This window comes from Pseudorhizobium marinum, from assembly GCF_000705355.1.
Taxonomy (GTDB): Bacteria; Pseudomonadota; Alphaproteobacteria; order Rhizobiales; family Rhizobiaceae; genus Neorhizobium; species Neorhizobium pelagicum.
In genome coordinates this window covers 75,097-100,831 of the sequence record NZ_JMQK01000008.1, presented here as the reverse complement: position 1 = coordinate 100,831, position 25,735 = coordinate 75,097, and the positions used below count along the sequence as shown (strand labels likewise).

The window sequence follows — 25,735 nt, the reverse complement described above, 5'->3', positions numbered from 1 at the left end:
TGCGGGCATCGCCATTTCGGCCACAGGCATCACAGCCCCCTGCGGATTCCAGCGGCCACGCCGCACGTGTTTTGCGCGCAACCGGAGGCGTCTCCACTTGCGCCCGCCGATTTTATCAGGCTTTGCTAACACTCCTGCCGAAATTGCCGAATTGCGACGGAACCGCTCCGCGGCATGCCGCATTGACGCCGCAATGGCAGAATGCGGAGCAGAACGATGAGATCTCTTTTTTCCCTGGTGCTGGGCATCACGATGGCCGTGGTGCTGTTCGTCGGTGGCGTCGCCGCTGCGTCCTGGATCCTGGCCGAGCCCGCACCGCATCGCTTCGCGCATCTCGACGAGCGCCCGCTGTGGACCAACCGGCCCGTCGCGATCGATCCGCAGACCCAGTCCTTCGAACGCATCGCCGCCGCTCCCGTGCCCCCGGTCTTCCTCGCCATGGCCGTCGAGGTTCCCGACGATCGGAAGCCGCCGGTCGACATGGCGTCTGAAGACGGCGCCTTCCAGAATGCCAGCCTCGATATGGCCACGACCGGCGCCATCGAGGACGAGCCGATGACGACCCTTGCCGGCACGCCGCATGCGCAATGGTGCCAGAGCCGCTACAACTCCTACCGCCTCGAGGACAATACCTACCAGCCCTACAACGGCCCCCGCCGCAGCTGCGAGTCCCCCCACATGGCGGGCGAGATCGCCCCTGACACCGCCCGCGCCGAAACCGTCGCCTACAGCGCAGACGCCAAACGCCCCCTGGTCCAGGCCGACAATTCGCACGTGAACTGGTGCCTGCAGCGCTACCGCTCCTACCGCCTCGAGGACAACAGCTACCAGCCCTACAACGGCCCCCGCCGTGCGTGTGAGTCGCCGTTTGGGTGAGGAGGGTCGCGCACGCTGCCGATCGGCATGGCGGCACCGGGTCTAGGTTCAGGCACTGGTTCCGGAACTTTCTTCACACGGGCCAGCGAGGTTAAGTCACCCAAACGGGAATTTGGAAACAATCCATAGAACCCGGGATGCTACCCCGTCTGGGTTAGTCTGCCAGTATCAGTTGCACAACCGAACGCCGTCTCGAACAATTGTTGCCCATTTGGGCCCCAAAGTTTCACGTGCTGAAATGGCATTACTCGCACCTGGCTCACCTTCGGCGAACATACGGACACCTACCGCCTGATCATGGCTGCCGCCGTAAATTATTGGACCCGGTGTGTAAGTGGTCGTCGCATTCACAATTCCAAACCCGCCATAAGAACTCACGCGGCCATAAGTATTGTACGTTCCCGGCATCTGCGTCGCGTGAACATTATTTGCCGATGAAGCTGCGGTGATTATGTAGCGATCATAGCCAGCCTTGATTGTCTCAATCGCAGCCTGTTTCTCGGCGGCCTTAAGTGCGCCTGTCGCGCCACACATTGCTTCGGCACTAGTTTGAATGATGGCTTCATTCTGCGAGACGCGCATCGCGCTAGACTGCACACACGACGTAAGTGTTAGCGCTGCCGTAACAGCCGCTATAATCATTCTCATTTCCAAATCCCTGCTCCCTAAGAGGTCTGAGATTGGCATGGTAGGCGCTGGAGTCAATTGAGGGCGGGACGATATGCCAAGGAACTAACTCAGACCTGTGCGGCGACAGTCCGGATTTCTGTGGCGATGTACAAGAATGGTGGGCCCGGAGGGACTCGAACCCCCAACCAAGCGGTTATGAGCCGCCGGCTCTAACCATTGAGCTACAGGCCCTGCCTTTTGAGAGGCATCGGGTGGCGCAATGGTTCGCCGGCCCTCAAGGCCCGCTCTAACGCAATTCGTCGGCCACCTCAAGCCGTCGCCGCATTCGCTTCACAATCGCCCCTCACCTATGGCGGATCGCCCACCGCAAGAGGAATCACCGATGCACCCCTCCATCCCTTCCACGCGCCCCACAACGGGCCTGGCCCCGACGAAGTCTGAAGCCTCCGCGCCGTCCAGGGTGCTGTCCCGCCTCTCCGTCGGCGGCCTGCTGATGCTGGCTTCCGTCGGTCCGGCCCTCGCGCAGGATGCGCGGGATGCTCCCCGCGCGCGCCAGCCGGTCGTCAGCGTCTCGGCCGATGGCGAAGCGTCGATCGCGCCGGACATGGCCATCCTCACCTTCTCGGTGGTGCGCAATTCCGAGACTGCGGAAGTCGCCGTCGGCGACAACAGCACGGCGATGGCAGCCGTCATGGCGGCCCTGAAGGCCGAGGGCATCGAGGCCAGGGACCTGCAGACCAGCAATTTCGCGATCTATCCGCAGTACCGGCAGGCGGAGCCGAAGGACGGCGTCGTCGAGCCGCCGCAGGTGGTCGGCTACGAGGTCACCAACACGCTGACGGTCAAGGTGCACGACATCGCCAAGGTGGGCGCCATCCTCGACCGCTCGGTCAAGCTCGGGATCAACCAGGGCGGCCAGATCACCTTCACCAACGACAACCCGGAGGCGGCGCTGGCCGAGGCCCGCAAGCAGGCGGTCGAAAGGGCGATCGCCAAGGCGCGCACGCTGACGGAAGCGGCAGGCGTCCGGCTCGGGCCGGTGATCGAGATCAGCGAAGGCGGCAACCAGCAGATGCCGCCGCAGCCGATGTACCGCATGTCGATGGCCAAGGAAGCCTCCGACAGCGTTCCGGTCGCCGCCGGCGAAAACACCTATACCGTCACGGTCAATGTCACCTTCGGGCTCGAGCAGTAGCAGCAAAACGCCCCCGCCGGCCTTTTGAAGGGCTGGCGGGGGCGTTTCCTCCGTCGACGGGCGAATGAAGACGGAAGCTCTGGACGCTCCTAGCGGCGGATCACCGGGCAGCCGCGGTCGTTGGCGAAGACGATGCGGTCGCGGCCGTGGCGATCACGCCCGACGACGGTGACGGTGCGCCGGTCGATATCGACGACGCGGGCGCGACGCAGGCCCATGTGGCGAGCCTTTTCTTCCGCCAGACCTGGCGAGCAGCGGCCGCCGCGATCATGGCGCGGACGCTCCCAGCGGTCGCCCCGGTCATGGCGCGGGCCGTCCCAGCGGTCGCCGCCCCGGTGGCGGTCGCCGCCGCGGCTGTCCCAGCCCTGCTGCACGAAGATGCGGAATTCGGCTCCGGACGCTGCCGCCGTCGACGCCGTGGCGGAGAGGCCGGTCATGGCAATCAGAGCGGCAATTCCGGTCTTGATGAGAATGTTCGTCATGGATGTCTCCCCAGAAGGGCCAGCAACTGGCGCCGTTGAACTCTCCCGTCGTCCGGGATTGAGGAGACCTTAGTGCGCGCCGGCTGAACGCATTCCGAAGCGCGCATTCACCAGCTGTTCATTTGGGTCAGCGGGACAGGTGCAGGACGACGCTGCGGCTGTGCGGCCGGTCGCGGTGCTCGAAGAGATAGATCCCCTGCCAGGTCCCGAGCACCGGCCGGCCCCGGCTGACGGGGATGGAGAGCGACACGGCCATCAGCGCCGCCTTGATGTGGGCCGGCATGTCGTCCGGCCCCTCCATCGTGTGCGCCACCCAGCTCATCGACGGCGCATCCGACGGTGGCACCAGCCGCGTGAAGAAGGTCTTCAGGTCGCGCTGCACGTCCGGGTCGGCATTCTCCTGGATCAGCAGCGAGCAGGAGGTGTGACGAACAAAGACCGTCAGCAACCCCTCCTCCGCTCCCAGCCGCCCGACGAAGTCCACGACCTTGTCGGTGAACTCGTAAAGCCCCTGCCCGCGGGTCTGGATCGTCACTTCGGTCTGCGGCATGAGCGGCCTCCTGATCGGTGTATGAGTGGCTGGTGAGGGCATGAGAGGAGACCCCGCCGCCGGTGATGGCCGTGAGCCTGACGTACTAGGAGTCGGGGAAGCCACGATTCCTCCATTCGCTGCGCGGTACGGGCGCGCCAATGAAAAGCGAAAATCCAATCACCTTTGTCGCTTCTTCGTTGATCTCGCAGCGGAAGCTCAAGTCGTGCCACTGGCCTACTGAAAAGAATCCCGTATTCCTCAGTTCAAGAACAGTTCCTTCTGTCATCGGCTGCTTGGGAACGAACTCGGGATCCTGAGGTGGTGAAGCATTGCGCAATTGCGCAGTGAGTTCGGTGTCGCACAACAGCGCAGCGCGCACAGGATGCGATAAGTCACCTATCTCGGTCTGCGCCAGAAGGTCATCCGTCACAGCTTGGGAAAATAGCGTCGTCGCCTCGGTCAAGGCAACCAAGGGCGCCTCCGCGGTCTGTTCGTCCTCCTCTGCCGCCTCCTCAACCACCTCGGGTGGTGCGGGTTCGGCAATGGAAGGATTCGGACTGACGCCCGGGCCTGCGCTCAGGACATCCGGCGCTGGCGGCTCGACGGGTTCCTCAATCGGCTCTTCGGTAACCTCAGGCGGTTCGCGCGCATCCGTCGCCGCATCGCCATCCCTAGACATCTCAGGGCCCGTCGTTTCCTCCCCGAACTCGAACACAGTGCGCAGCGCCGGCGTCGGCGCAGCGGGCTCGTCTGGCACTTGCGCCTCCGGTTCAGTCTGCGGCTCGGGCGCAGGTTCGGCTTCTTCCTCTTGCGCCGGCGGTTCCGGCTCCGGGGGAGCCGGCGGCTCAGGCTCTTCAGCCTCTGGTGGTTCAGGTTCCGGGGGCTCGGGCTCCGGTGGCGGCTCGACGATCTCCACCGACACCGCCTCCTCTTCCTCGGGAGGCTGCGGCAGTTCGAGCGGCAGGCCGAAGATCAGGATGGCGGCCAGCACCACATGCACGAGGATCGAGGCGGGGATCCCCCATCCCATGTCGTTCCGCGGCTTCTCCGGTTCATCCTGCATGAGGCCCGATGTAGGTCCAAACGGCGGCAAGATCGAGAGCCACCGGGAAAACAGCGTAAAAAAGAAAAGCCCGGCCGCAAAGGGCCGGGCTTGATGGATCTAAGCCTTGCCGGCCTAGCTGTCGAGGAAGGACCGCAGCTTGCGGCTCCGGCTCGGGTGCTTCAGCTTGCGCAGCGCCTTCGCCTCGATCTGGCGGATACGCTCGCGGGTGACCGAGAACTGCTGGCCGACTTCTTCCAGCGTGTGGTCGGTGTTCATGCCGATGCCGAAGCGCATGCGCAGCACGCGCTCTTCGCGCGGCGTCAGCGAGGCGAGAACGCGGGTCGTCGTCTCGCGCAGGTTCGCCTGAATGGCGGCGTCGATCGGCAGCAGCGCGTTCTTGTCCTCGATGAAGTCGCCGAGGTGGCTGTCTTCCTCGTCACCCACCGGGGTTTCGAGCGAGATCGGCTCCTTGGCGATCTTCAGGACCTTGCGGACCTTTTCGAGCGGCATGGCGAGCTTTTCGGCGAGTTCTTCCGGCGTCGGCTCACGACCGATCTCGTGCAGCATCTGGCGCGATGTGCGGACGATCTTGTTGATCGTCTCGATCATGTGCACCGGAATGCGGATCGTCCGGGCCTGGTCGGCGATCGAGCGGGTGATCGCCTGCCGAATCCACCAGGTGGCATAGGTCGAGAACTTGTAGCCGCGACGATACTCAAACTTGTCCACCGCCTTCATCAGGCCGATGTTGCCTTCCTGGATCAGATCGAGGAACTGCAGGCCGCGGTTCGTGTACTTCTTGGCGATCGAGATCACCAGACGCAGGTTGGCCTCGACCATTTCCTTCTTGGCAATACGCGCTTCGCGCTCGCCCTTCTGGACCATGGACACGATCCGGCGGAATTCGGCGATCGAGATGCCGGTTTCCGTCGCGAGATTCTGGATCTCCTGGCGGATGTCGCGGATCGTCTGGTTTTCCTCGCGGGCGAAATCCTTCCAGCCGCGGGCCGACAGGTTGGCGATCGACTTCATCCAGTTCGGATCGAGCTCGGCGCCCTGGTACTGCTCCAGGAACGAGTCGCGCTTGACGCCGTAGGATTCGGCGAGCCGCAGCAGACGGCCTTCGTTCTGCATCAGCCGCTTGGAGATGTCGTAGAGCTGCTCGACGAGCGAGTCGACGCGGTTCTGGTTGAGCGACAGCGACTTCACCGCCGTGATCAGTTGATCCTTGAGCTCCTTGTAGCGGCGCTCCTGGCCGGACGACAGCGTGCCGGTGCAGGAGAGGCGTGCCTCGACCTGCTGGTCCTGCAGCTTGCGCAGCTTCTTGTAGGTCTCGGCAATCGTGTCGAGCGTCTCCATGACCTGCGGACGCAGTTCCGCTTCCATGGCGGCAAGGGACAGGCTCGACTCGTCGTCGTCCTCTTCTTCCTCTTCGCTCGGCAGGCCTTCGCCGCCGACGGAGGTGACATCGTCGTCGTTGGCGGCGGTCCGGGTCTTGCGGACCCTTTCCTTTTCCTCGGCAGCCTTGCGGTCGGCCTCGATCTTCTCGGGGCTCTGGAACTGCGGCGCAGCCTTGGCCTCGGGACCGGAATAGGTCGTTTCGAGATCGATGATCTCGCGCAGCAGCGTCGTGCCTTCGTTCAGCTCGTCACGCCAGATGATCAGCGCCTGGAAGGTCAGCGGGCTTTCGCAAAGCCCGGCGATCATCGTCTCGCGGCCAGCCTCGATGCGCTTGGCGATGGCGATTTCGCCTTCGCGCGACAGAAGCTCGACGGAGCCCATCTCGCGCAGATACATGCGCACCGGGTCGTCGGTACGGTCGGTCGGCTCTTTCTTCTTGGCAGCAGCCAGCGCCGTGCCGGCGCTTGGCGCAATCTCGCCGCCTTCGCTCTCGCCGTCGCTGTCGTCGGAACTGTCGTCCTCGGTCGCGGCTTCGTCCGCCTCGTCGTCTTCAACGACGTTGATGCCCATGTCGGAGAGCATCGACATCGTGTCCTCGATCTGCTCGGAAGTGACTTCCTCCGACGGCAGGACAGAATTCAATTCGTCCATGGTGACATAGCCGCGCTTCTTGGCGGCCTTGATCATCTTCTTGACCGCGTCATCGGAAAGATCGAGAAGCGGACCATCCGGAGTGCCTTCGCGCTCGGTCTCGGCTTCTTCGTTTTCTTTGACTTTCGTTGCCATATATTTTCGCTTTCCCTGAACGCCACCCCGCGGCGGTGGCCGTCGGCTAAGGCTCAGAGCCCAGCCGCGAATCACTGTTCAACACGTACGGAATGTTCTTTAATTCCGGATTACCACGACGGTAGCAGTCGATTGCCGATGCCCCTGGTTCACAGGTCGCCGATCGTGGCCCGCTGTGCTTGACCCATTCCACCTTTTCCGCCTGATGTGGTGATTCCCACAATTTAACGCTCCGTCAAGCTTTTCCAAGGCGAAGTGCCCGGAAAAGTGGAAAAAGCCGTTCTACAGGGCTTCACGGGTAAGATGCACATGTTTGCCGATATGTAGGAAGCATCTGGGCCGTGACAAGAGCAGCACCCCCAATGCAAGCCTTCAGCCGGTCCCAACACATGCACCCCAACAGCCTAGACTGATTCGCCCCGCTCTAGCCATGACCGACGGCGGCACCCTTCACACGCCCCGACATCACCCCGAAGCCATCGATGATGGCCTCCTGGTTTTCCAGCCGCCCGATCTCCAGCTGCACCTCGGACAAGGCGCGCATCAGCGCCGTCGCCCGCTCTTCCTCGTCGGTCGCCGTCTCGGCGATTTCGCGCTCCAGCTCGATCTTCTGCCAGCGCAGCTCCTTGTTGCGCGAATGCAGCGCATAGGCCTGCCGGTAGGCCTGCACGACATCCTGCAGATCCGCCTCCTCCGTCGCCGTCCAGAGCCGGGCATTACGGATCTGCTGGTTCATCAGGGCGATCAGCGATTCAAACCCGTTCTCCTCCAGTTCCGCGCGCAGGTTCGGCCGGTTGAGGCGCGCGCCGAGCTTGGCGGCAGCGGTCAGCAGACAGGACCAGAAGCGTTGCAGATCGCGGTTCTCGAACTCCACGCCGGCAATCTCGTCGTGATCGTCGAGCAGAAGCTGGGGATGGTTGGCAACGGTCAGCGCCAGGACGCTCTCGCGCAGCGCCGGCAGGTCGCGATGCCCCCGCACCAGTCCCGACCGCGCCAGCCGGTCGGAGACGGCAAGCCCCCGGCCCGCCGCCCTTGGCCCTGGCGTCGGCCCCTGGCCGGGGCGGTTGTTGCCGCCCCGTGGCTGGAAGTTGGAGCGCCGGTCACCGCCCCGGTTGTTGCCCTGGAACAGGGCATGCAGCCGGTCGCGCATCTCCTGCTGATAGTAGCGGCGAACGTTTTCGTCGGCGATCACCGACACCACCTGCTTCAGCCGCGCTTCAAGCTCCGCCCGCTTTTCTGGCGTTTCGAAATTGCCGCCGGAGGTCTCGCGCATCCAGATCGTCTCGGCCAGCGGCCGCGCCTCGACCAGCACCTTGTCGAAGGGGCCCCGCCCGTCCTGACGCACGATGTCGTCCGGATCCTTGCCTTCCGGCAGCAGCGCAAAGCGCACCGACCGGCCGGGCTTCAGGAACGGCAAGGCGAGGTCTGCCGCCCGGTTGGCCGCCCGCACGCCGGCCCCGTCACCGTCGAAGCAGAGCACCGGCTCCGGCGACATCTTCCACAGGAGGTCGAGCTGGTTTTCAGTCAGCGCCGTGCCGAGGGGCGCAACCGCATTCTCGATGCCCGCCTGGTGGAGGGCGATCACATCCATATAGCCTTCGACGGCAATGATCGTCCCGGCGTCGCGGCTGCCGGGGGCACCCTGCGAGGCCCGTCGGGCGCGGGCAAAATTGTAGAGCACCTGCCCCTTGTGGAAGAGTTCGGTCTCGTTGGAGTTCAGGTATTTCGCTGGCGCATCGGGAGACATCGCCCGGCCGCCGAAGGCAATCACCTTCTCGCGCGACGACAGGATCGGGAACATGACGCGATCGCGAAAACGGTCATAGGAGACGGCGATCCCCTCCCCGTGAACGACCAGCCCGCAGGCCTCGATCTGCTCCTTCGGCACGCCCTTGCCGGACAGAAACTCCTTGAGAGCATTGCGGCTCTCCGGTGCAAACCCCAGCCGGAACGTCTCGATCGTCCGCCCGGTCAGGCCCCGGTCGCGCAGATAGGCCCGCGCCCGCGCGCCTGCAGCGCTCTGCAACTGATCCTGGAAGAACTGCGTCGCCAGTTCCATGACGTCGAGGAGCGTCGTGCGCTCCTTTTCGCGCCGCTCCGCCTGCGGATCGGGCTGCGGCAAGGCAATGCCGGCCATGTCGGCGATCTGCTGCACGGCTTCGGGAAAATTCAGCCCTTCAAGATCGGTGAGAAAGCGGAAATGGTCCCCGGAGACACCGCACCCGAAGCAGTGGTAGCGCCCCTTGCGGTCCTCGCAATGGAAGCTCGGGCTCTTCTCGCCGTGGAACGGGCAGCAGGCCCAGTAATCCCCGCGGGAAACATTGGTCTTCTTCCTGTCCCAGGTCACACGGCGTCCCACCACGGCCGAGATCGGCACACGGTCGCGGATTTCGTCGAGAAAACTGTTGGAAAAGCGCATTTTCACCTCGGGACCCGGCAACTATAGAACCTGCGGCCCCCGTGCGCCAATGCTAAAGCGCGTCATGCCCGGTATCCACAGCACCGATCTCGGAAAACAAAAAGGCGAGGCCAAGACCGGCCCCGCCCTTTCTGAATGGAATGCAGGCTGATTACTTCAGCAGATCCTTGACCATGCCGGATGCCTTGGCGAAGTCCATCTTGCCCGGGTACTTCTCCTTCAGCGCATTCATGCATTTGCCCATGTCGCGCAGCCCGTGGGCGCCGGTCTCGGTGACCACCGACTGGCAGAGCTGGCGCACCTGGTCTTCCGGCAACTGCTCCGGCATGAAGCTCTTGATGACGTCGATTTCCTCGCGCTCCTGCGTTGCGAGCTCGGCGCGCCCGGCGTCGTGATAGATCTTGGCGGATTCTTCCCGCTGCTTCACCATCTTGTGGAGGATCTGCATGATCTCGTCCTCGCTGACCGGATCCTTGCCGGCGCCGCGATTGGCGATGTCCCGATCCTTAATGGCGGTCTGGATCAGACGCACGGTGGACAGACGGCGGCTGTCCCCGGACTTCATCGCGTCTTTCATTGCAGTGGCGAGTTTATCGCGCATCATGTCTTGCTCCTTTGGAGAAGCCGCAGCGAGTGCTGAAATACGGCTTTTCCTTGTCAGTCAGGCCGCCCTCATAGCCAAGCACACGCGCCTGATCAAATCAATTCATCCAAGTTCTTGAAAACAAAGGGTATGATATCCCATGTAGAAAGAACGAGTGTGACATTGACCGCCAAGCGCGCTTTGTCTATTTTCCGGCACCTGCACGAGATTTAGGTATTCAGGGCTGCGCGGGTCATTCCGGCGCGCCCTTTTCTGCGACCACAAATGGCCCTGCATCCCCGCCACTTCAAGTGACGGGCCGATCGGGCGGAAGGATAGAGATGACCGCGACAGCCCCCTGGACAAGCAAGAAGCCCACCGCCGTTCTCGTTCTGGCCGACGGCACGGTGATCGAAGGCGTCGGTGTCGGCGCGACAGGCAAGGTCTGCGCCGAAGTGTGCTTCAACACCTCGCTTACCGGCTACCAGGAAATCCTCACCGATCCCTCCTATCTCGGCCAGATCGTCACCTTCACCTTTCCCCACATCGGCAACATCGGCACGAACGAGGAAGACATCGAGGATCTGACGCCCGCTGCCCGCCGCGGCGCCGTCGGCGTCATCTTCAAGGCCGACATCACCGAACCTTCGAACTACCGCGCCTCCAAGCATCTCGACGAATGGCTGAAGTCGCGCGGCGTGATCGGCCTTTCCGGCATCGACACGCGCGCATTGACCGCCTGGATCCGCGAGAAGGGCGCGCCGAACGCCGTCATCGCCCATGACCCGAACGGCGTCTTCGACATCGAGGCCCTGAAGGCCGAGGCCCGCAACTGGAGCGGCCTCGAGGGTCTGGATCTCGCCAAGGAAGCCACCTCGGGCCAGTCGTCGCAATGGACGCAGAAGCCCTGGGTCTGGAACGAAGACTTCGAGGACGCAGACCCGGCCGAAGCCAAGTACCACATCGTTTGCGTCGACTACGGCGTCAAGCGCAATATCCTGCGCCTGTTTGCCGGTCTCGACTGCAAGGTCACTGTCGTTCCCGCGCAGACATCCGCCGAGGACATCATGGCGCTGAAGCCGGATGGCGTCTTCCTGTCGAATGGCCCCGGCGACCCGGCCGCGACCGGCGAATACGCCGTGCCGGTCATCCGCCAGGTGCTGGAGAACGACGTTCCGACCTTCGGCATCTGCCTCGGCCACCAGATGCTCGGCCTCGCGCTTGGTGCGACCACGACGAAGATGCACCAGGGCCATCACGGCGGAAACCACCCGGTGAAGGACCACACGACCGGAAAGGTCGAGATCGTCTCCATGAATCACGGCTTCTCGGTCGACTCCAACAGTCTGCCGGAAGGCGTTGAAGAGACTCACATTTCTCTCTTCGACGGCACCAACTGCGGCCTGCGGGTCACCGGCAAGCCGGTGTTCTCGGTGCAGCATCACCCGGAGGCGTCGCCCGGACCGCAGGACAGCCACTACCTCTTCCAGCGCTTCCTCAACATGGTGCGCGAGCGCAAGGGCGAAGCGGCTCTCGCCGAACGCTAGGCGCCACGCGCAGACAGAGACTGAAAATGGCCCGCCGTTCGAGCGGGCCTTTTTTATGCCCGCCGGACCAGGAGATAGAAGCGGCCGCAGAGAAGAAAGGCCGCCGCGCCGAGGCCGGTGACGAAACCGAACCAGACGCCAGGTCCTCCGTATCCGAGCGGGAAGGCAAACAACCAGGCACAGGCAAATCCGATCGGCCAGTAGGCGATGAGCGCCAGCAGCATCGGCACCTTCGTGTCCTTCAGGCCGCGCAGCATCCCGGCGCCCACCGCCTGCAGGCCATCCGCCATCTGAAAGATGCCGGCGATCACGATGAGCCATACGGCATAGTCGAGCACCGCCTGCGCATCCGGCTTGCGGGTGTCGAGGAAGAGCGCGCCGAGCTGCCGCGGCATGACGGCAAACAGCGTGCTGCCGCAGACCGAGACGCAGAGACTGACCGCCAGGACCGCCAGCGCCGCGCGGCGCACGCCCAGCATGTCGCCGCGACCATAGGCCAGTCCGATGCGAACCGTGGCAACCTGCGCCATGCCAAGCGGGATCATGAAGGCGAGCGAGGCAAGCTGCAGCGCAATGCCATGGGCGGCAAGTTCGATCGTGCCGATCGTGCCGATCATCAGCGAGGCGGCGGCAAACAGGCTCGTTTCGGCCAGGATCGTGAAGCTGATCGGCAGCCCCAGCGCCAGGTTCTCGCGGATCGCGCCCCAGTCGGCGCGCCAGAAACGCACGAAGAGTTCGTAGGTGTGGGTCTCGGCGCGGTTGTTGATATAGGCCACCATCAGCACGCAGCCGAAGGTGCTGGCACAGACGGACGCCACGGCGGCGCCGACGAGGCCCCAGGCGGGCGCGCCGAAGTTTCCGAAGATCAGGGCGTAGTTCAGAAACGCATTGGCGAGGAACATGCCGATCGTCACGTAGAGGATGATGCTGCCCCGCTCCAGCCCGCTCAGGAAGCTTCGCAGCACCATCAGGGTCAGCGCCGGAAAGATGCCCCATTGCGCGACGCGCAGATAGCCTTGCGCGAGCGCGGAAACCTCCGGCTCCTGACCGAAGGCAAGCAGCAGCGACTCCGAGAACCACAGGATCGGCGCCGTCAGCGCGCCGTAGCCGAGCACCACCCAGATGCCCATCCGGACGGCCCGCCGCACCGATGTGCCATCGCCGCGCCCGACCGCATGCGCCACCATCGGCACGACGGCGGCGGCAAATCCCGAGCCGAAGATGAAGACGATGAAGAAGATCTGGCTGGCAAGAACAATGGCCGCGAGCTCCGCGGTGCCGAGCCAGCCGACCATGATCACGTCGGTCGTGTTGATCGCCATCTGCGCCAGCTGTGCCCCGACGAAGGGGATGCCGAGATTGATCGTCGAGCGGATATGGCGGCGCCAGCTGTTATCCGCAGCAACAGGCCCCATCGCGGGAGAGTGGCTCGACATCTTCGTTCTCCAGATGAAAAAAGGCCGCTGCCCCGAACGGGGTGGGCGGCCAGTACCGGATGGCTTTAGAGGAGCTGCCGATGTGCAGCAAGCCTCCACCCTGCCCGGCTCCGGAAACGTTGGCGGGCGAAAGCGAGACTTAGCCGCAGCCACGCGCGGAGACAACACGCGAAGCTTCAATCTTGTTGATGCAGCCGACAAAGATGCTGATGACGGATCGGAACCTTCCCGGCACGAAGACCGAACGGAGGCGGACTGTCTCCTCCTCCGAGGAATTCCGTACCAGCTTGGCGGACTGCCAGCCTCCTAGAGGTTGGCCGAGAAGGTGTCGCAGCTGTTCATGTCACCGCTGTCAAAGCCGCGGCGGAACCACTCCATCCGCTGCGCCGAGGTGCCATGGTTGAAACTCTCCGGCACCACGTAGCCCTGGCTCTGCCGCTGCAGCGTGTCGTCACCAATCTGCTGGGCCGCGTTCAGCGCTTCCTGAAGATCGCCCTGCTCCAGAATGCCCTTCTGGTCGGTGAACTTGCCCCAGACGCCGGCGAAGCAGTCCGCCTGCAGTTCGACACGCACGGACATCCGGTTCGCTTCGACTTCGCTCATCTGCTGACGCGCCTGGTTGAACCGCGGCAGGATGCCGAGGAGGTTCTGCACGTGATGGCCGACCTCGTGGGCGATCACATAGGCCTCGGCAAAATCGCCGGAGGCTCCGAACTGCTGGCGCAGGTCCTGGAAGAAGGCGGTGTCGAGATAGACCTTCTGGTCACCCGGGCAGTAGAAGGGGCCCGTTGCCGAGGAGGCAAAGCCGCAGGCGGATTCAACCTGGCCGGAGAACAGCACGAGCGTCGGCTCCTGATACGTCTCGCCGCCGGCCTGGAAGATGCCGTTCCAGGTATCCTCCGTCTCCGCAAGCACGGTGCGCACGAAGGCGGTCGTCTCATCGTTTGCGGGCGCCGCGTTTTGGGTCTGCTGCTGCTCGTAGCCGCCACCCGTGGAACCGGTGTCACCGGACAGGAGCGTCAGCGGATTGATGCCCAGCGCCCAGGAGACGATCAGGATCAGGATGATGCTGCCGATCCCGAGCCCGCCGCCGGCGCGACGCATGCCGCCGCGACCCATGGGGATCCGCAGGCCGCCGCGGGAACTGCGCCCGCCCGCTCCGCGCCGATCTTCGACATTGTTCGACTGTCGGCGGCCTTTCCATTCCATCGCAAGCGTCCTCTGCTGCTGCTTCTTCTACCGCCCATAATACCGGGCTGGTCAAAGCGTTCCACTCCCGGCTTGAGGGCAGCGAAGGCTTCAGCTCTCTGCATAGACGTAAGCGCCGCCGCGCGCGAGGGCACGCTGATAGGCGGGCCGCGCACGGATCGCCGCAAGATAACTGCGGATGGCGCCCATAGCCTTCGCTTCATCGATCCGGCTGGCCGCTGTTTCCACGGGAAAGCTCATCATGATGTCGGCAGCGGAGAAGTTCTTACCCGCAAACCAGCCGTCGCGGGCAAGCTCGCCGTTCCAGAACCGGATGTGATCGCGCAGCTGCGGCTCAACCAGTGTCCGGGAGACGCCCTTGCACATCAGGGCGGCCGGCGCCTTCAGGAACCAGGGCACCTGCCCCGGCAGCCGCGCGAAGATCAGTTTCAGCAGGAGCAGCGGCATGGCCGACCCCTCCGCGTAGTGAAGCCAATAGCTATAACGCAGCCGCTCCTCGCTCCCTGTCGGCCGCAGCTCGTCGCCGCCATAGGTCTCCACCAGGTATTCGACGATGGCGCCGCTCTCGGCGATTACCCTGTCGCCATCCTCGATGATCGGAGACTTGCCGAGCGGATGCACCGCCTTCAGGCTGTCGGGCCCGCGCATGTCGCTGCCGCGATGATAGATTTCGACCTCGTATTCGAGCCCCAGTTCCTCCAGGAGCCAGAGGATGCGATGGGCGCGCGAGTTGTCGAGATAGTGCAGCTTGATCATGGGTTGCTCCGGGAACGTGAAGTCGGCGAAAAGCCGGCCCCGGACATCATACGCGGAAATGGCTGTGCCAGTTTTCGGCAGCGCCATTTTTCCAGGAGCACGTTTTAGTTCTGGACCGGCAGGACGACGAGTTCTTCGAAATGCTTCATGTCCTTGAACGCGCAGAAAGCCGGCGCCTTCAATTCCAGGACGGGTGCGCGCCGCCGGATATCGCCTGCGATATCCTGAAGCATGGTCTGCCAACGCTCCAGCACCTCTTCTGACAGCCAATCTATCATATAGGCAAAGGTGATGTGGAACACGTAATCATCATGATCCGGATGGCGATAGCCGAACAGAGCGGCCAGCCGGTCCCGCCAGACCGTGAGGTTTTCCCTATCGGCTTTCGTCGCTCCCTCGAGCACGAGACCCGTCGGCAGCGCCTCGACCAGCCGCACCTTATAGGCTGGTCCGGCGGCGAAGCCGGTAATTCTCTGCCGGAGGATCGCAGTCATGTCGTCGATCGGCGTGTCGAGCGACATGTCTGCGGGCCAGTACTCGGGGCTGCGCCTGTATTCGATGATCCCTTGAAAGAGGGTCATATGGAGACTGGAAAGCGGCGTGATGGCGAGTCGATCGGCCTCCGGCATGCAGAGGTATTGTGCCCGGGCGTCTGCCAGCGCCCGTTCGGTCTCGGAATCCGCGGTGAGATGGCAGACGACCGTGTTGCCCGGCTCGGGCAAGAACGCGCCGTTTGCATCGTAGCGCTGCCCCAGATGTCGCGGCGGCGAGGCATTGTGTGACTTCGCGTAGCAGAGAAGGTCCGGAGAGATTGCGTTGGCTGCCATGATTTCATCCTGCACGCAAAGATGATCAGCCGTCTAAGCCACACATGCTGCGCCATTGTGACAGCGCAAAGGCAGCTGGCAAACCCGCCCACGAGCATCGAGGAAACTGTGAAATATTTCCGGCTGGATTCCTCATTTCCGGGGTTCCGCTCTGCCGCACAATTCCATATAAGCCGCTTCTAGCCTGAAAAGACCCTCCATGCGCGCCCCGGCCGGTAATTTGCCCTGGCCGGCTTTTCGCGCACCAAAAAACTGGAAGACGCCCATGCCGAAGCGCCAAGACATCAAATCGATCCTCATCATCGGCGCGGGGCCGATTGTCATCGGTCAGGCATGCGAGTTCGACTATTCCGGCACGCAGGCGGTGAAGGCGCTGAAGGAAGAAGGGTACCGGGTCATCCTGGTCAATTCCAACCCGGCCACGATCATGACCGATCCGGGCCTCGCCGACGCGACCTACGTCGAGCCGATCACACCCGAAGTCGTCGCCAAGATCATCGCCAAGGAACGCCCCGATGCGCTGCTGCCCACCATGGGCGGTCAAACGGCGCTGAACACCGCGCTGTCCCTGAAGCGCATGGGCGTGCTCGACCGCTACAACGTCGAAATGATCGGTGCCAAGCCGGCCGCCATCGACATGGCCGAAGACCGCGCCCTCTTCCGTGAAGCCATGGCCCGCATCGGCCTCGAGACGCCGAAGTCGATGCTGGCAAACGCCACCGACATCAAGGAGCAGGACCGCGCCCTGCACGAGGCCGAGCGCGCCAAGCTTCGCGACAGCCTGACCGGCGCCGATCTCGACACCGCCCTTGATGCGCTGGAAAACCAGTGGAACCTCGGCGAGAGCGATCGCAAGCAGCGCTACATGAACCATGCCATGGCGATCGCCGCACAGGCGCTCGACGCTATCGGCCTGCCCGCCATCATCCGCCCCTCCTTCACCATGGGCGGCACCGGCGGCGGCATTGCCTACAACCGCTCCGAATTCTTCGAGATCATCGGCTCTGGCCTCGACGCCTCGCCGACCACCGAAGTCCTGATCGAGGAATCCGTGCTCGGCTGGAAGGAGTACGAGATGGAGGTGATCCGCGACAAGGCGGACAACTGCATCATCATCTGCTCGATCGAGAACATCGACCCGATGGGCGTCCACACGGGCGATAGCATCACTGTCGCGCCGGCGCTGACGCTGACGGACAAGGAATACCAGATCATGCGCAACGCCTCGATTGCGGTGCTGCGCGAGATCGGCGTCGAGACCGGCGGCTCGAACGTCCAGTTCGCCGTCAACCCGAAGGACGGCCGCCTTGTCGTCATCGAGATGAATCCGCGCGTCTCGCGCTCCTCGGCGCTGGCGTCGAAGGCGACCGGCTTCCCGATCGCCAAGGTCGCCGCCAAGCTCGCCGTCGGCTATACGCTCGACGAGCTCGACAACGACATCACCGGCGGCGCGACGCCGGCTTCCTTCGAGCCGTCGATCGACTACGTCGTCACCAAGATCCCGCGCTTTGCATTCGAGAAGTTCCCCGGCGCCGAGCCGACGCTGACCACCGCCATGAAGTCGGTGGGCGAAGTCATGGCGATCGGCCGCACCTTCGCCGAGTCGCTGCAGAAGGCGCTGCGTGGCCTCGAGACAGGCCTCACCGGCCTCGACGAGATCGAGATCCCGGGCCTCGAAGATGGCGAAAACGCCAACAACGCCATCCGCGCCGCGATCGGCACGCCGACGCCGGACCGCCTGCGCATGGTCGTCCAGGCGCTGCGCATGGGCATGCCGGAAGGCGAGGTCCACGAGGCCTGCAAGATCGATCCCTGGTTCATCAGCCAGTTCAAGGCGATCGTCGACATGGAGGCGCGCGTTCGCGAACACGGCCTGCCGCAGGACGCCGAGAACCTACGGGCGCTGAAGGCCATGGGCTTCTCCGACGCTCGCCTGGCGAGCCTGAGCGCCAAGCGTCCGAAAGAAGTTGCCGAACTGCGCAACAGCCTCAACGTCCGGCCGGTCTTTAAGCGCATCGATACCTGTGCTGCCGAATTCGCCTCGCCGACGGCCTATATGTATTCGACCTACGAGACGCCCTTCGTCGGCGCGCTTCGCTCGGAAGCGGAAGTCTCCGACCGCAAGAAGGTCGTCATCCTCGGCGGCGGTCCGAACCGCATCGGCCAGGGTATCGAGTTCGACTATTGCTGCTGCCACGCCGCCTTCGCGCTGAAGGATGCAGGCTTCGAAGCGATCATGATCAACTGCAACCCGGAGACTGTCTCCACCGACTACGACACCTCCGACCGTCTCTATTTCGAGCCGCTGACGGCCGAGGACGTGATCGAGATCCTGCGCGCCGAGCAGGAAAAGGGTGAAGTCGTCGGCGTCATCGTCCAGTTCGGCGGCCAGACGCCACTGAAGCTTGCCGAGGCGCTCGAGAAGAACGGCATCCCGATCCTCGGCACCGCACCCGACATGATCGATCTCGCCGAAGACCGCGACCGCTTCCAGAAGCTCCTGACGAAGCTCGACCTGATGCAGCCGAACAACGGCATCGCCTATTCGGTCGAACAGGCCCGCCTGATTGCCGCCGAGATCGGCTTCCCACTCGTCGTGCGCCCGTCCTACGTGCTGGGCGGCCGTGCCATGCAGATCATCCACTCGGAATCGATGCTGCAGAGCTACCTGCTCGACACCGTCCCGGGCCTCGTTCCGGAAGACATCAAGCAGCGCTACCCCAACGACAAGACGGGGCAGATCAATACGCTGCTCGGCAAGAACCCCCTCCTCTTCGACAGCTACCTGACGAATGCCGTTGAAGTCGACGTCGACGCACTGTGCGATGGCGAAAGCGTCTTCGTCTCCGGCATCATGGAGCACATCGAAGAGGCCGGTATCCATTCGGGTGACAGCGCCTGCTCGCTGCCGTCCCGCTCGCTCTCCGAGGAGACGCTGGACGAGTTGGAGCGCCAGACAGCGGCCATGGCCAAGGCGCTCAACGTCGTCGGCCTGATGAACGTCCAGTACGCCATCAAGGACGGCGTGATCTACGTTCTCGAGGTCAACCCGCGCGCCTCGCGCACCGTGCCCTTCGTGGCCAAGACCATCGGTGCGCCAATCGCCAAGATCGCCGCCCGCATCATGACCGGCGAGAAGCTGGATGCGGCGATCACCGCCTATGGCACCAAGCCCGATCCGCGCAACCTGACGCACATCGCCGTCAAGGAAGCCGTCTTCCCCTTCGCCCGCTTCCCCGGCGTCGACACCCTGCTCGGCCCGGAAATGCGCTCGACGGGCGAAGTCATGGGCCTCGACACCGATTTTGCCCTGGCCTTCGCCAAGTCGCAGCTCGGTGCCAGCGTTGAACTGCCGCGTGACGGGACCGTCTTCGTCTCCGTTCGCGACGAGGACAAGATACGTGTGCTTCCGGCCATCCGCATTCTCATGGAGTGCGGGTTCAAGGTCATGGCAACCGGCGGCACGTCCCGCTTCCTCGCCGAACAGGGCATAGCGGCCACCAAGATCAACAAGGTTCTGGAGGGTCGTCCTCACGTCGAGGACGCCATCCGCAACCGTCAGGTCCAGCTGGTGATCAACACCACCGATGGCAACAAGGCGATTTCGGACTCCAAGTCGCTGCGCCGCGCAACCCTGATGCAGAAGGTGCCCTATTACACCACGATGGCAGGTGCCGAGGCCGCGGCCATGGCCATCCGGGCCCTGAAGGCCGGCAACCTCGAGGTTCGTCCGCTGCAGAGCTACTTCTAAAGGTTCTACCATGCGAAAGCCGCTCCACTTCACCCTCCATGCGGAAACGGTGATGTCGGAGCGGCAGCGACGGTAGGGTTCTCCGGGTAATCTGCTTGGAAACGGAGACGGCAATCCGTATAATCACTGCATTCCTCGCTCGGAAGGCACGGATGCCGCAATGAAGCCGAAGCTCGAATATGATGCCGCAGCCGATGCTGCCTATATCCGCTTCTCCAGCGAGCCGGTGCTGGAAACCGAAGAGGTTTCTCAAGGCATCATGCTCGACTACGATCGGGACGGTCGCATCGTCGGGCTTGAAGTCCTGAACGCGCGCGCGAACTTGCCAGCGGCAGCGCTCGAGGATGCGGCCTAAACTCCCCCTTCGATCTCACCTCCACCAGCCCCCCAGCATCGCCAGATCTTGACTCCGGCTGAGCTGGGATGTATTTACCCGAAAAGTTAATTAACTGATCGGCTAAATAGTAGATGGATGAGCTTTCGACCACCCTCTCCGCCCTTGCCGACCCGACCCGTCGCGCCATCCTCGCCCGGTTGGCGCATGGCGAGGCGACGGTGAACGAGCTGGCCGCTCCCTTCGACATGAGCTTGCCCGCGGTCTCCAAGCATCTGAAGGTCCTGGAGCGGGCAAAGCTCGTCTCCCGCAGCCGCAATGCTCAATGGCGCCCCTGCCGGCTGGAAGCCGCTCCCCTGGAACAGGTGGACGACTGGCTGGGCGAATACCGGGCGCTCTGGGAGAAACGGCTCGACCGGCTCGAGGAGTACATCGCCACGTTGGACAGCAGGACCGGGCAGAAGGAGGAAGCGAAATGACGGACCGGATGGAGATCCTCAACGAGCGCTTCTTCGCCGTCGAGCCTGCGACGCTCTTCGATGCCTTCGCCGATCCCGAGAAGCTGAAGCATTGGTGGGGGCCGCATGGATTCACCAACACGATCGGCGCCTTCGACTTCCACCCCGGCGGCCTGTGGCAGATCACGATGACCGCGTCCAACGGCACGGACTTTGACAATCGGTCGACGTTCCAGGAGATCGTGCCCGGTCGGCGCATCGTCTTCCTCCACCACGAGCCCATGCACGTCTTCACCATGGAGATGGACTTCCTGCAGGAGGATGGCGGCACATGGCTTCGCTGGCGGATGCTGTTCGAGCCGACGGAGGAGAACCTGCAGCTGCAGAAATTTATCGCCGCCGCGAACGAACAGAATTTCGACCGCCTGGAAAATCTTCTCGAATTGGCCGGAGCCCACTGACATGACAGTAAAACCCGATCCGAACACAAGCCTTGCAGTCGACCGCCTGATTGCTGCCCCGCGCGAACTGGTCTTCAAGATGCTGACGGAGGCCGGCCATCTCGACCAGTGGTGGGGCCCGGACGGCTTCAAGACCGAAACCCATGAAATGGAATTCGCGGTCGGCGGACTGTGGCGATACACGATGCACGGCCCCGACGGCAAGGACTGGCCGAACTGGATCCGCTATACCGAGATCACCCCGCCCGAACGCATCGTCTATGACCATGGCGCCGAAGTGGGAGAACCCGCATGGTTTGTCGGCACCATCACCCTCGACGCCGAAGGCGACGGCACGCGCATCACCATCCTGCTGCAGTTCCCGACGGCTGAAGCGCGCGACGCGACACTGAAACATGGGGCGGAGGACGGCGGCAAGCAGACGCTGGCACGGCTGGACGCCTATGTCACCGGGCCGCAGACACAGGCGTAACAGGCCTGTCCCGCAGCACCCTATGTCGTCGCGGGGCGGCTGGATTGGCACTTGCCAACTGCCAGAAATCAGGGAAATCTCCGCCGGCTGTCCGGGAGGATGAAAATGGCCGAGGGTATCGTAACGCCGGAGCGGGCGACCCGCCGCGAATGGATCGGCCTCTGCGTCTTGTCCATCGCCTGCCTGATCTATTCCATGGACCTCTCGGTCCTGTTTCTGGCCATGCCGGCAATTGTCGCCGACCTCGACCCGTCGGCGGCACAGCTGCTCTGGATCAACGATATCTACGGCTTCATGGTCGCCGGCTTCCTGGTGACCATGGGGACGCTTGGCGACCGGATCGGACGTCGGCGCGTGCTGCTGATCGGCGCCTTCTCTTTCGGCGTCGCATCCGCCTTCGCAGCCTTCTCCAGCACCGCCGGGCAGCTTATCGTCGCAAGGGCGCTGTTGGGCGTTGCCGGCGCGACGATCGCCCCCTCGACCCTCTCACTGATCGTCAACCTGTTCCGGGACGAGGCCGAACGCAACAGGGCGATCGGCATCTGGGGCACCGCATTCGCGCTGGGTGGCCTCGTCGGCCCGCTGATCGGCGGCGTCCTGCTGCAGTATTTCGAGTGGGGATCGGTCTTCCTGATCAACATCCCGGTGATGATGGTTTTGCTGGCCGTGGCGCCCTTCCTGCTGCCGGAATATCGCAACGAGGAGGCAGGCAGGCTGGATCTGGCAAGCGTTGCACTGTCGCTCGCAACGGTCCTCCCGGTCATCTACGGCGTCAAGCACATGGCTGCCGATGGCTTCCAGCTATCGCAGCTCCTCTACATTGCCGTCGGGGTGATGGTTGGAACAGCATTCGTGCGGCGCCAGAAACTTCTGGCCGATCCGCTGATCGACCTTGCCCTTTTCCGCATCCCCGCCTTCACGGCCTCGCTCATGGTCAATCTCGCCGGGGTCTTCTTCGTGTTCGGCGTCTTTCTGTTCCAGAACCTCTTCCTGCAGCTGGTGCTCGGCCTCTCGCCGCTGGAGGCGGCCTTGTGGTCGATACCGTCGGCGTTCGTCTTCACCGTGATGTCCTTCCAGGCCTACCGCTTTACCAACCGCTTCGGACCGGTCCGCACGGTCATTAGCGGACTTCTGGTCAACGCCGTGGGAACGGCGTCGATGGCCATGGCCGCCTATGCCGAGAACCTCCTCGGCATCCTGGGCTCCAGCATGATCATCGGCCTCGGCTTTGTGCCGGTGGTCCTGACGACCACCGGCCTTATTGTCGGGACGGCTCCGCCGGAACGAGCCGGATCGGCGTCGGCCATATCGGAAACCGGCGCCGAATTCGGCGGCGCCCTGGGCATTGCCCTCCTGGGAAGCCTCGCCACCCTCGTCTACCGGATGACCATGAAGGGCGAGGATCTGAGCGGCCTGACGGACGCGCAGGCACAGGCCGTCTCCGCCACCCTGGCCGGCGCCGTCGAAACGGCGCAAGCGATCACGGACCCTGCTGCGGCCGCATGGCTGGAGACGGCCAAGGCCGGTTTTTCACTCGGCTTCGCGGTCTGCTGCATGGTGGCGACCGTCACGCTCGTGCTCCTCGCCGTGATCGCGGCAAAGGTCTATGCACGCGCGCATATCGATGACGACGCGCTTGCTCCGCAGCATTAATCGAGATCGAGAAGAGCTAAATTAGATTACACAAAAGAACGCGCAAGCGACTGAACTGACTCGATATCCCGTTTGAAACGCAGAAGCTCTGCCGCCTTCTGCTCGCCATCGGGAAGGCGCAGCAGGTAGGAGGGGTGCACCGTCACGTAGAGGGTCCTTCCGCCTTCCATCGGCATCGGCTTGCTGCGCACGTCGGGGAGCTTCTGCTTCTCACCGGTCAGCGCAAAATAGGCCGTCGCCCCCATGGCCACCACCAGCTTCGGCTTCACCAGCTCCATCTCCTGGCTGAGCCACCAGCGGCACTGCTGGATCTCGCCCATGTTCGGCTTCTGGTGGATGCGCCGCTTGCCCCGCGCTTCGTACTTGAAGTGCTTCACCGCATTGGTGACGTAGAGCGAGCGGCGGTCGAAGCCCGCCTCGCGCAGGACATCGTTGAACATCTGCCCCGCCGGTCCGACGAACGGCTTGCCCGCCAGATCCTCCTGGTCGCCCGGCTGCTCGCCGACCACCATCACGGTCGCCTCCTCAGGCCCGTCGCCGAAGACCGTCTGCGTTGCCATGCAGTGCAGGTCGCAGCGGGTGCAGTGGCGCGCCTCCTCCTTCAGGCTCGCCAGCGCGCCCGACGGCAGCTCCGGCGCCGCCGGCGCCCAGGCGGCAGCCTCCTGCAGCCGGTGGTGGAACGGCAGGGGTTCGCTCGCCGCCTTCGCCGCCATCTCCAGGACGCTGCGTTCCGCATTGGCGATCAGCCCGGGTATGAGTTCGGCCTCCGGCAGGTTCTTCCAGTATTTCTTCGGCATCTCCGACGTCATCGCCTTTACCTTCAGGCGCGCCGGATTGAAGATCGAGGCATAGTAGGTGCGCCAGAGATCTTCCGTCTCGTCCTTCAGGTGAGGCTTCCGCGCCGGCTCATCGGTCGTGCGCAGCGTCTCGCCATCCCAGGAGGCTGCCCCCTTCGGCGTCGCAATCAGCCAGTCCATGTCGTTGAAACGCCGCTGAAAGAACGGCGCGACGCGCTCGACGATGAAATGGTCCGGCTCGAACCAGGCGACGAACTTCCGCCGCCCCCCGCTGTCCTGCGGCAGGGGGATCTCCTTGAACCGCACGAAGGCCGTCATCTTGTGGTAATCGCGGCCCACCGTTTTCGCCATCCGCCGCGCCGCCACCACGTCCACATCGGCGAGCATGTCGAGAAGGCGCCGCTGGTACATGAGACGGAACAGCAGACGGTAGAGCAGCGAAAACCGGCCCGGATCCGAGTGACAGATGACAGCACCCGCGAGCTTGATGAAGTCGGGAGGAACCGAGATCGGTCCGATCTGCGGCAGCGGCGGCGGCAGGTGGTTGGGCTCTGCGGCAAACAGTCCTTCCGCAGCGCTCGCCGCCTCCCAGACGATCCGTTCCGGCAGCACCCCGCCCTGCAGGAACGCCCGTGCCGCGTCGCGCCACTCGCCGAGATCGCCCCTGCCCTTCAGCGTCACCGTATACATCAGAGCAGCGACAGTTGTTCCGGCTTCGGCTGGAACATGGCCCGCAGGTCCGGCCGGTCCACCAGCCGATGCGGTGTCCAGCCGTCCACGGTGATGAAGGGCTGCACCTTCTTCAGAGACACGCCGAGCCGCTTCAGATCCTCCAGCCGCAGCCGCGTGAAGCGCCGCGAGGACAGGATCGATGTGACCGTCTTGGTGCCGAGGCCCGGCACGCGCAGCAGCATCTCCCGCTCCGCCCGGTTCACGTCGACCGGAAACTGCTCCCTGTGACCCAGCGCCCAGGCCAGTTTCGGGTCGAGGTCGAGATCGAGCATCCCGTCCGCCCGCGTGGAGGTAATCTCGCCGACGTTGAAGCCGTAGAAGCGATAGAGCCAGTCGGCCTGATACAGCCGGTGCTCGCGCATCAGTGGCGGCCTGATCAGCGGCAGGTTCTTCGACGAATCCGGGATGGGACTGAAGGCGGAATAGTAGACCCGCTTGAGGCCATAGCTGCCGTAGAGCCGCGCGCTGGTTCCGAGGATCGTCGCATCATTGGCGCCATCGGCACCGACGATCATCTGCGTGCTCTGGCCCGCCGGCGCAAACCGGCGCGTGCGCTTCGTCTGCAGCGTCTTGTCGCCCATTTCCTCGATCTTGAGGCGCAGCGCCCCCATCGACCGGCGGATGCCGGCGGGCTGTTTTTCCGGTGCATAGCGGGCAATCCCGGCATCGGTCGGCAGCTCGATGTTGAGCGACAGCCGGTCCGCATAAAGCCCCGCCTCCTCGATCAGATGCGGCGAGGCCTCGGGAATGGACTTCAGGTGGATATAGCCCCGGAAGTTGTGGGTTGTTCTCAGCTCGCGCGCAATCCGCACCATCTCTTCCATCGTGTGGTCGGAGGAGCGGATGATACCCGACGACAGGAACAGGCCTTCGATGTAGTTGCGGCGATAGAACTCCAGCGTCAGCCAGATCACCTCCTCCACCGAGAACCGCGCCCTTTCGACATTGCTGGACGAGCGGTTGATGCAATAGGCGCAGTCGTAGATGCAGAAGTTCGTCATCAGGATCTTCAGCAGCGAAATGCATCGTCCGTCCGGCGCATAGGCGTGGCAAATGCCGGATCCCTCGGTGGAGCCGAGTCCGCCGCTCCCGACAGAGGAGCGGCGAACGGTGCCGCTCGACGCGCAGGACGCGTCGTACTTTGCGGCATCGGAGAGAATCGCCAACCGTTCTTTGAGACTTTTCTTCATTAGTGTGTTCACTAAATGTTCTTGTCGCGGTCGTCAATCCGGCGCTTTGGCGGACCGCCCCCCTTGAAAGCCCATTTCAAAGCTCCACTTCGAAATCGCTGGAAATGACCGCGAGTGATCTGTTATAGTTCCAGAAAATTTGGTGTGTGGATGGTTCCGTGGT

The 25,735-nt window shown here is 63.6% G+C and carries 22 protein-coding genes and 1 tRNA gene; 9 read left to right on the top strand and 14 right to left on the bottom strand.

Annotated elements, in window-relative coordinates:
• Positions 1-216 precede the first annotated feature (216 nt).
• Entirely contained in the window at positions 217-876 is a 660-nt protein-coding gene (locus tag EO99_RS27405; protein ID WP_051679809.1) for a BA14K family protein, read from the top strand.
• 168 nt (positions 877-1,044) lie between these two features.
• Here the strand turns inward: EO99_RS27405 and EO99_RS26625 are convergent, their stop codons facing one another.
• Together EO99_RS26625 and EO99_RS0111390 are read right to left on the bottom strand one after the other, a co-directional pair.
• Complete coding sequence (locus EO99_RS26625) at positions 1,045-1,524, bottom strand: hypothetical protein (RefSeq protein ID WP_077067062.1); 480 nt, start codon at positions 1,522-1,524, stop codon at positions 1,045-1,047.
• A 137-nt stretch (positions 1,525-1,661) separates the two neighbouring features.
• Positions 1,662-1,737 (bottom strand) — tRNA-Ile (locus tag EO99_RS0111390).
• A gap of 262 nt (positions 1,738-1,999) precedes the next feature.
• On the opposite strand from EO99_RS0111390, the gene EO99_RS0111385 reads away from it, so the two are divergent.
• Positions 2,000-2,701: an SIMPL domain-containing protein gene (locus EO99_RS0111385; RefSeq protein WP_051679821.1), complete on the top strand. Its 702-nt coding sequence runs from the start codon at positions 2,000-2,002 to the stop codon at positions 2,699-2,701.
• A gap of 89 nt (positions 2,702-2,790) precedes the next feature.
• On the opposite strand, the gene EO99_RS0111380 is transcribed toward EO99_RS0111385, so the two are convergent.
• The 6 genes from EO99_RS0111380 to EO99_RS0111355 all read right to left on the bottom strand — a co-directional run bounded on the left by EO99_RS0111380 (position 2,791) and on the right by EO99_RS0111355 (position 9,967).
• Positions 2,791-3,183: a hypothetical protein gene (locus EO99_RS0111380; RefSeq protein WP_029618763.1), complete on the bottom strand. Its 393-nt coding sequence runs from the start codon at positions 3,181-3,183 to the stop codon at positions 2,791-2,793.
• A gap of 127 nt (positions 3,184-3,310) precedes the next feature.
• Complete coding sequence (locus EO99_RS0111375; RefSeq protein WP_029618762.1) at positions 3,311-3,733, bottom strand: secondary thiamine-phosphate synthase enzyme YjbQ; 423 nt, start codon at positions 3,731-3,733, stop codon at positions 3,311-3,313.
• An 85-nt stretch (positions 3,734-3,818) separates the two neighbouring features.
• Positions 3,819-4,778 (bottom strand): DUF930 domain-containing protein, encoded by a 960-nt coding sequence (locus EO99_RS25660; RefSeq protein WP_037111672.1) that lies wholly within the window; start codon positions 4,776-4,778, stop codon positions 3,819-3,821.
• Between the two features lie 114 nt (positions 4,779-4,892).
• The gene (gene rpoD / locus EO99_RS0111365; RefSeq protein ID WP_029618761.1) at positions 4,893-6,947 is read right to left on the bottom strand and encodes an RNA polymerase sigma factor RpoD; all 2,055 of its coding nucleotides are present in this window, start codon (positions 6,945-6,947) and stop codon (positions 4,893-4,895) included.
• A gap of 424 nt (positions 6,948-7,371) precedes the next feature.
• A complete protein-coding gene (dnaG, locus tag EO99_RS0111360; RefSeq protein WP_029618760.1) occupies positions 7,372-9,366 on the bottom strand; it encodes a DNA primase in 1,995 nt (664 codons plus the stop codon).
• A gap of 151 nt (positions 9,367-9,517) precedes the next feature.
• Positions 9,518-9,967, bottom strand: a complete 450-nt coding sequence (locus tag EO99_RS0111355) for a GatB/YqeY domain-containing protein (RefSeq protein ID WP_029618759.1) — start codon at positions 9,965-9,967, stop codon at positions 9,518-9,520.
• 323 nt (positions 9,968-10,290) lie between these two features.
• Between EO99_RS0111355 and carA the strand changes: the two genes are divergently transcribed.
• A complete protein-coding gene (gene carA / locus EO99_RS0111350) occupies positions 10,291-11,496 on the top strand; it encodes a glutamine-hydrolyzing carbamoyl-phosphate synthase small subunit (RefSeq protein ID WP_029618758.1) in 1,206 nt (401 codons plus the stop codon).
• Between the two features lie 53 nt (positions 11,497-11,549).
• Here carA and EO99_RS0111345 read toward each other — a convergent pair whose 3' ends face one another.
• The 4 genes from EO99_RS0111345 to EO99_RS0111330 all read right to left on the bottom strand — a co-directional run bounded on the left by EO99_RS0111345 (position 11,550) and on the right by EO99_RS0111330 (position 15,724).
• Positions 11,550-12,932, bottom strand: coding sequence for an MATE family efflux transporter (locus tag EO99_RS0111345; RefSeq protein WP_029618757.1), 1,383 nt, complete (start codon positions 12,930-12,932; stop codon positions 11,550-11,552).
• 306 nt (positions 12,933-13,238) lie between these two features.
• Positions 13,239-14,141, bottom strand: coding sequence for a KPN_02809 family neutral zinc metallopeptidase (ypfJ, locus tag EO99_RS0111340; RefSeq protein ID WP_029618756.1), 903 nt, complete (start codon positions 14,139-14,141; stop codon positions 13,239-13,241).
• Positions 14,142-14,231: 90 nt separating this feature from the next.
• On the bottom strand, positions 14,232-14,897 hold the full coding sequence (locus EO99_RS0111335) for a glutathione S-transferase (protein ID WP_029618755.1): 666 nt from the start codon (positions 14,895-14,897) through the stop codon (positions 14,232-14,234).
• Between the two features lie 104 nt (positions 14,898-15,001).
• Positions 15,002-15,724 (bottom strand): DUF1868 domain-containing protein, encoded by a 723-nt coding sequence (locus EO99_RS0111330; RefSeq protein WP_029618754.1) that lies wholly within the window; start codon positions 15,722-15,724, stop codon positions 15,002-15,004.
• A gap of 265 nt (positions 15,725-15,989) precedes the next feature.
• Between EO99_RS0111330 and carB the strand changes: the two genes are divergently transcribed.
• The 6 genes from carB (at position 15,990) to EO99_RS0111295 (ending at position 22,853) form a co-directional block, all read left to right on the top strand.
• A complete protein-coding gene (carB, locus tag EO99_RS0111320) occupies positions 15,990-19,475 on the top strand; it encodes a carbamoyl-phosphate synthase large subunit (protein ID WP_029618753.1) in 3,486 nt (1,161 codons plus the stop codon).
• A 160-nt stretch (positions 19,476-19,635) separates the two neighbouring features.
• The gene (locus EO99_RS0111315; protein WP_029618752.1) at positions 19,636-19,830 is read left to right on the top strand and encodes a DUF2283 domain-containing protein; all 195 of its coding nucleotides are present in this window, start codon (positions 19,636-19,638) and stop codon (positions 19,828-19,830) included.
• 113 nt (positions 19,831-19,943) lie between these two features.
• Positions 19,944-20,288 carry an ArsR/SmtB family transcription factor gene (locus tag EO99_RS0111310; RefSeq protein WP_029618751.1) on the top strand — a complete coding sequence of 115 codons (345 nt, stop codon included), beginning with the start codon at positions 19,944-19,946 and terminating at the stop codon, positions 20,286-20,288.
• The gene (locus EO99_RS0111305) at positions 20,285-20,728 is read left to right on the top strand and encodes an SRPBCC domain-containing protein (RefSeq protein WP_029618750.1); all 444 of its coding nucleotides are present in this window, start codon (positions 20,285-20,287) and stop codon (positions 20,726-20,728) included. Before EO99_RS0111310 ends, EO99_RS0111305 begins: the two co-directional genes overlap by 4 nt.
• A gap of 1 nt (position 20,729) precedes the next feature.
• On the top strand, positions 20,730-21,200 hold the full coding sequence (locus tag EO99_RS0111300) for an SRPBCC family protein (protein WP_029618749.1): 471 nt from the start codon (positions 20,730-20,732) through the stop codon (positions 21,198-21,200).
• Positions 21,201-21,305: 105 nt separating this feature from the next.
• A complete protein-coding gene (locus EO99_RS0111295; RefSeq protein ID WP_029618748.1) occupies positions 21,306-22,853 on the top strand; it encodes an MFS transporter in 1,548 nt (515 codons plus the stop codon).
• 26 nt (positions 22,854-22,879) lie between these two features.
• On the opposite strand, the gene EO99_RS0111290 is transcribed toward EO99_RS0111295, so the two are convergent.
• Positions 22,880-24,340: a UdgX family uracil-DNA binding protein gene (locus tag EO99_RS0111290; RefSeq protein ID WP_029618747.1), complete on the bottom strand. Its 1,461-nt coding sequence runs from the start codon at positions 24,338-24,340 to the stop codon at positions 22,880-22,882.
• Positions 24,340-25,572 carry a putative DNA modification/repair radical SAM protein gene (locus EO99_RS0111285; RefSeq protein WP_029618746.1) on the bottom strand — a complete coding sequence of 411 codons (1,233 nt, stop codon included), beginning with the start codon at positions 25,570-25,572 and terminating at the stop codon, positions 24,340-24,342. The genes EO99_RS0111290 and EO99_RS0111285 overlap by 1 nt, the downstream gene beginning before the upstream one ends.
• Positions 25,573-25,735: the final 163 nt, after the last annotated feature.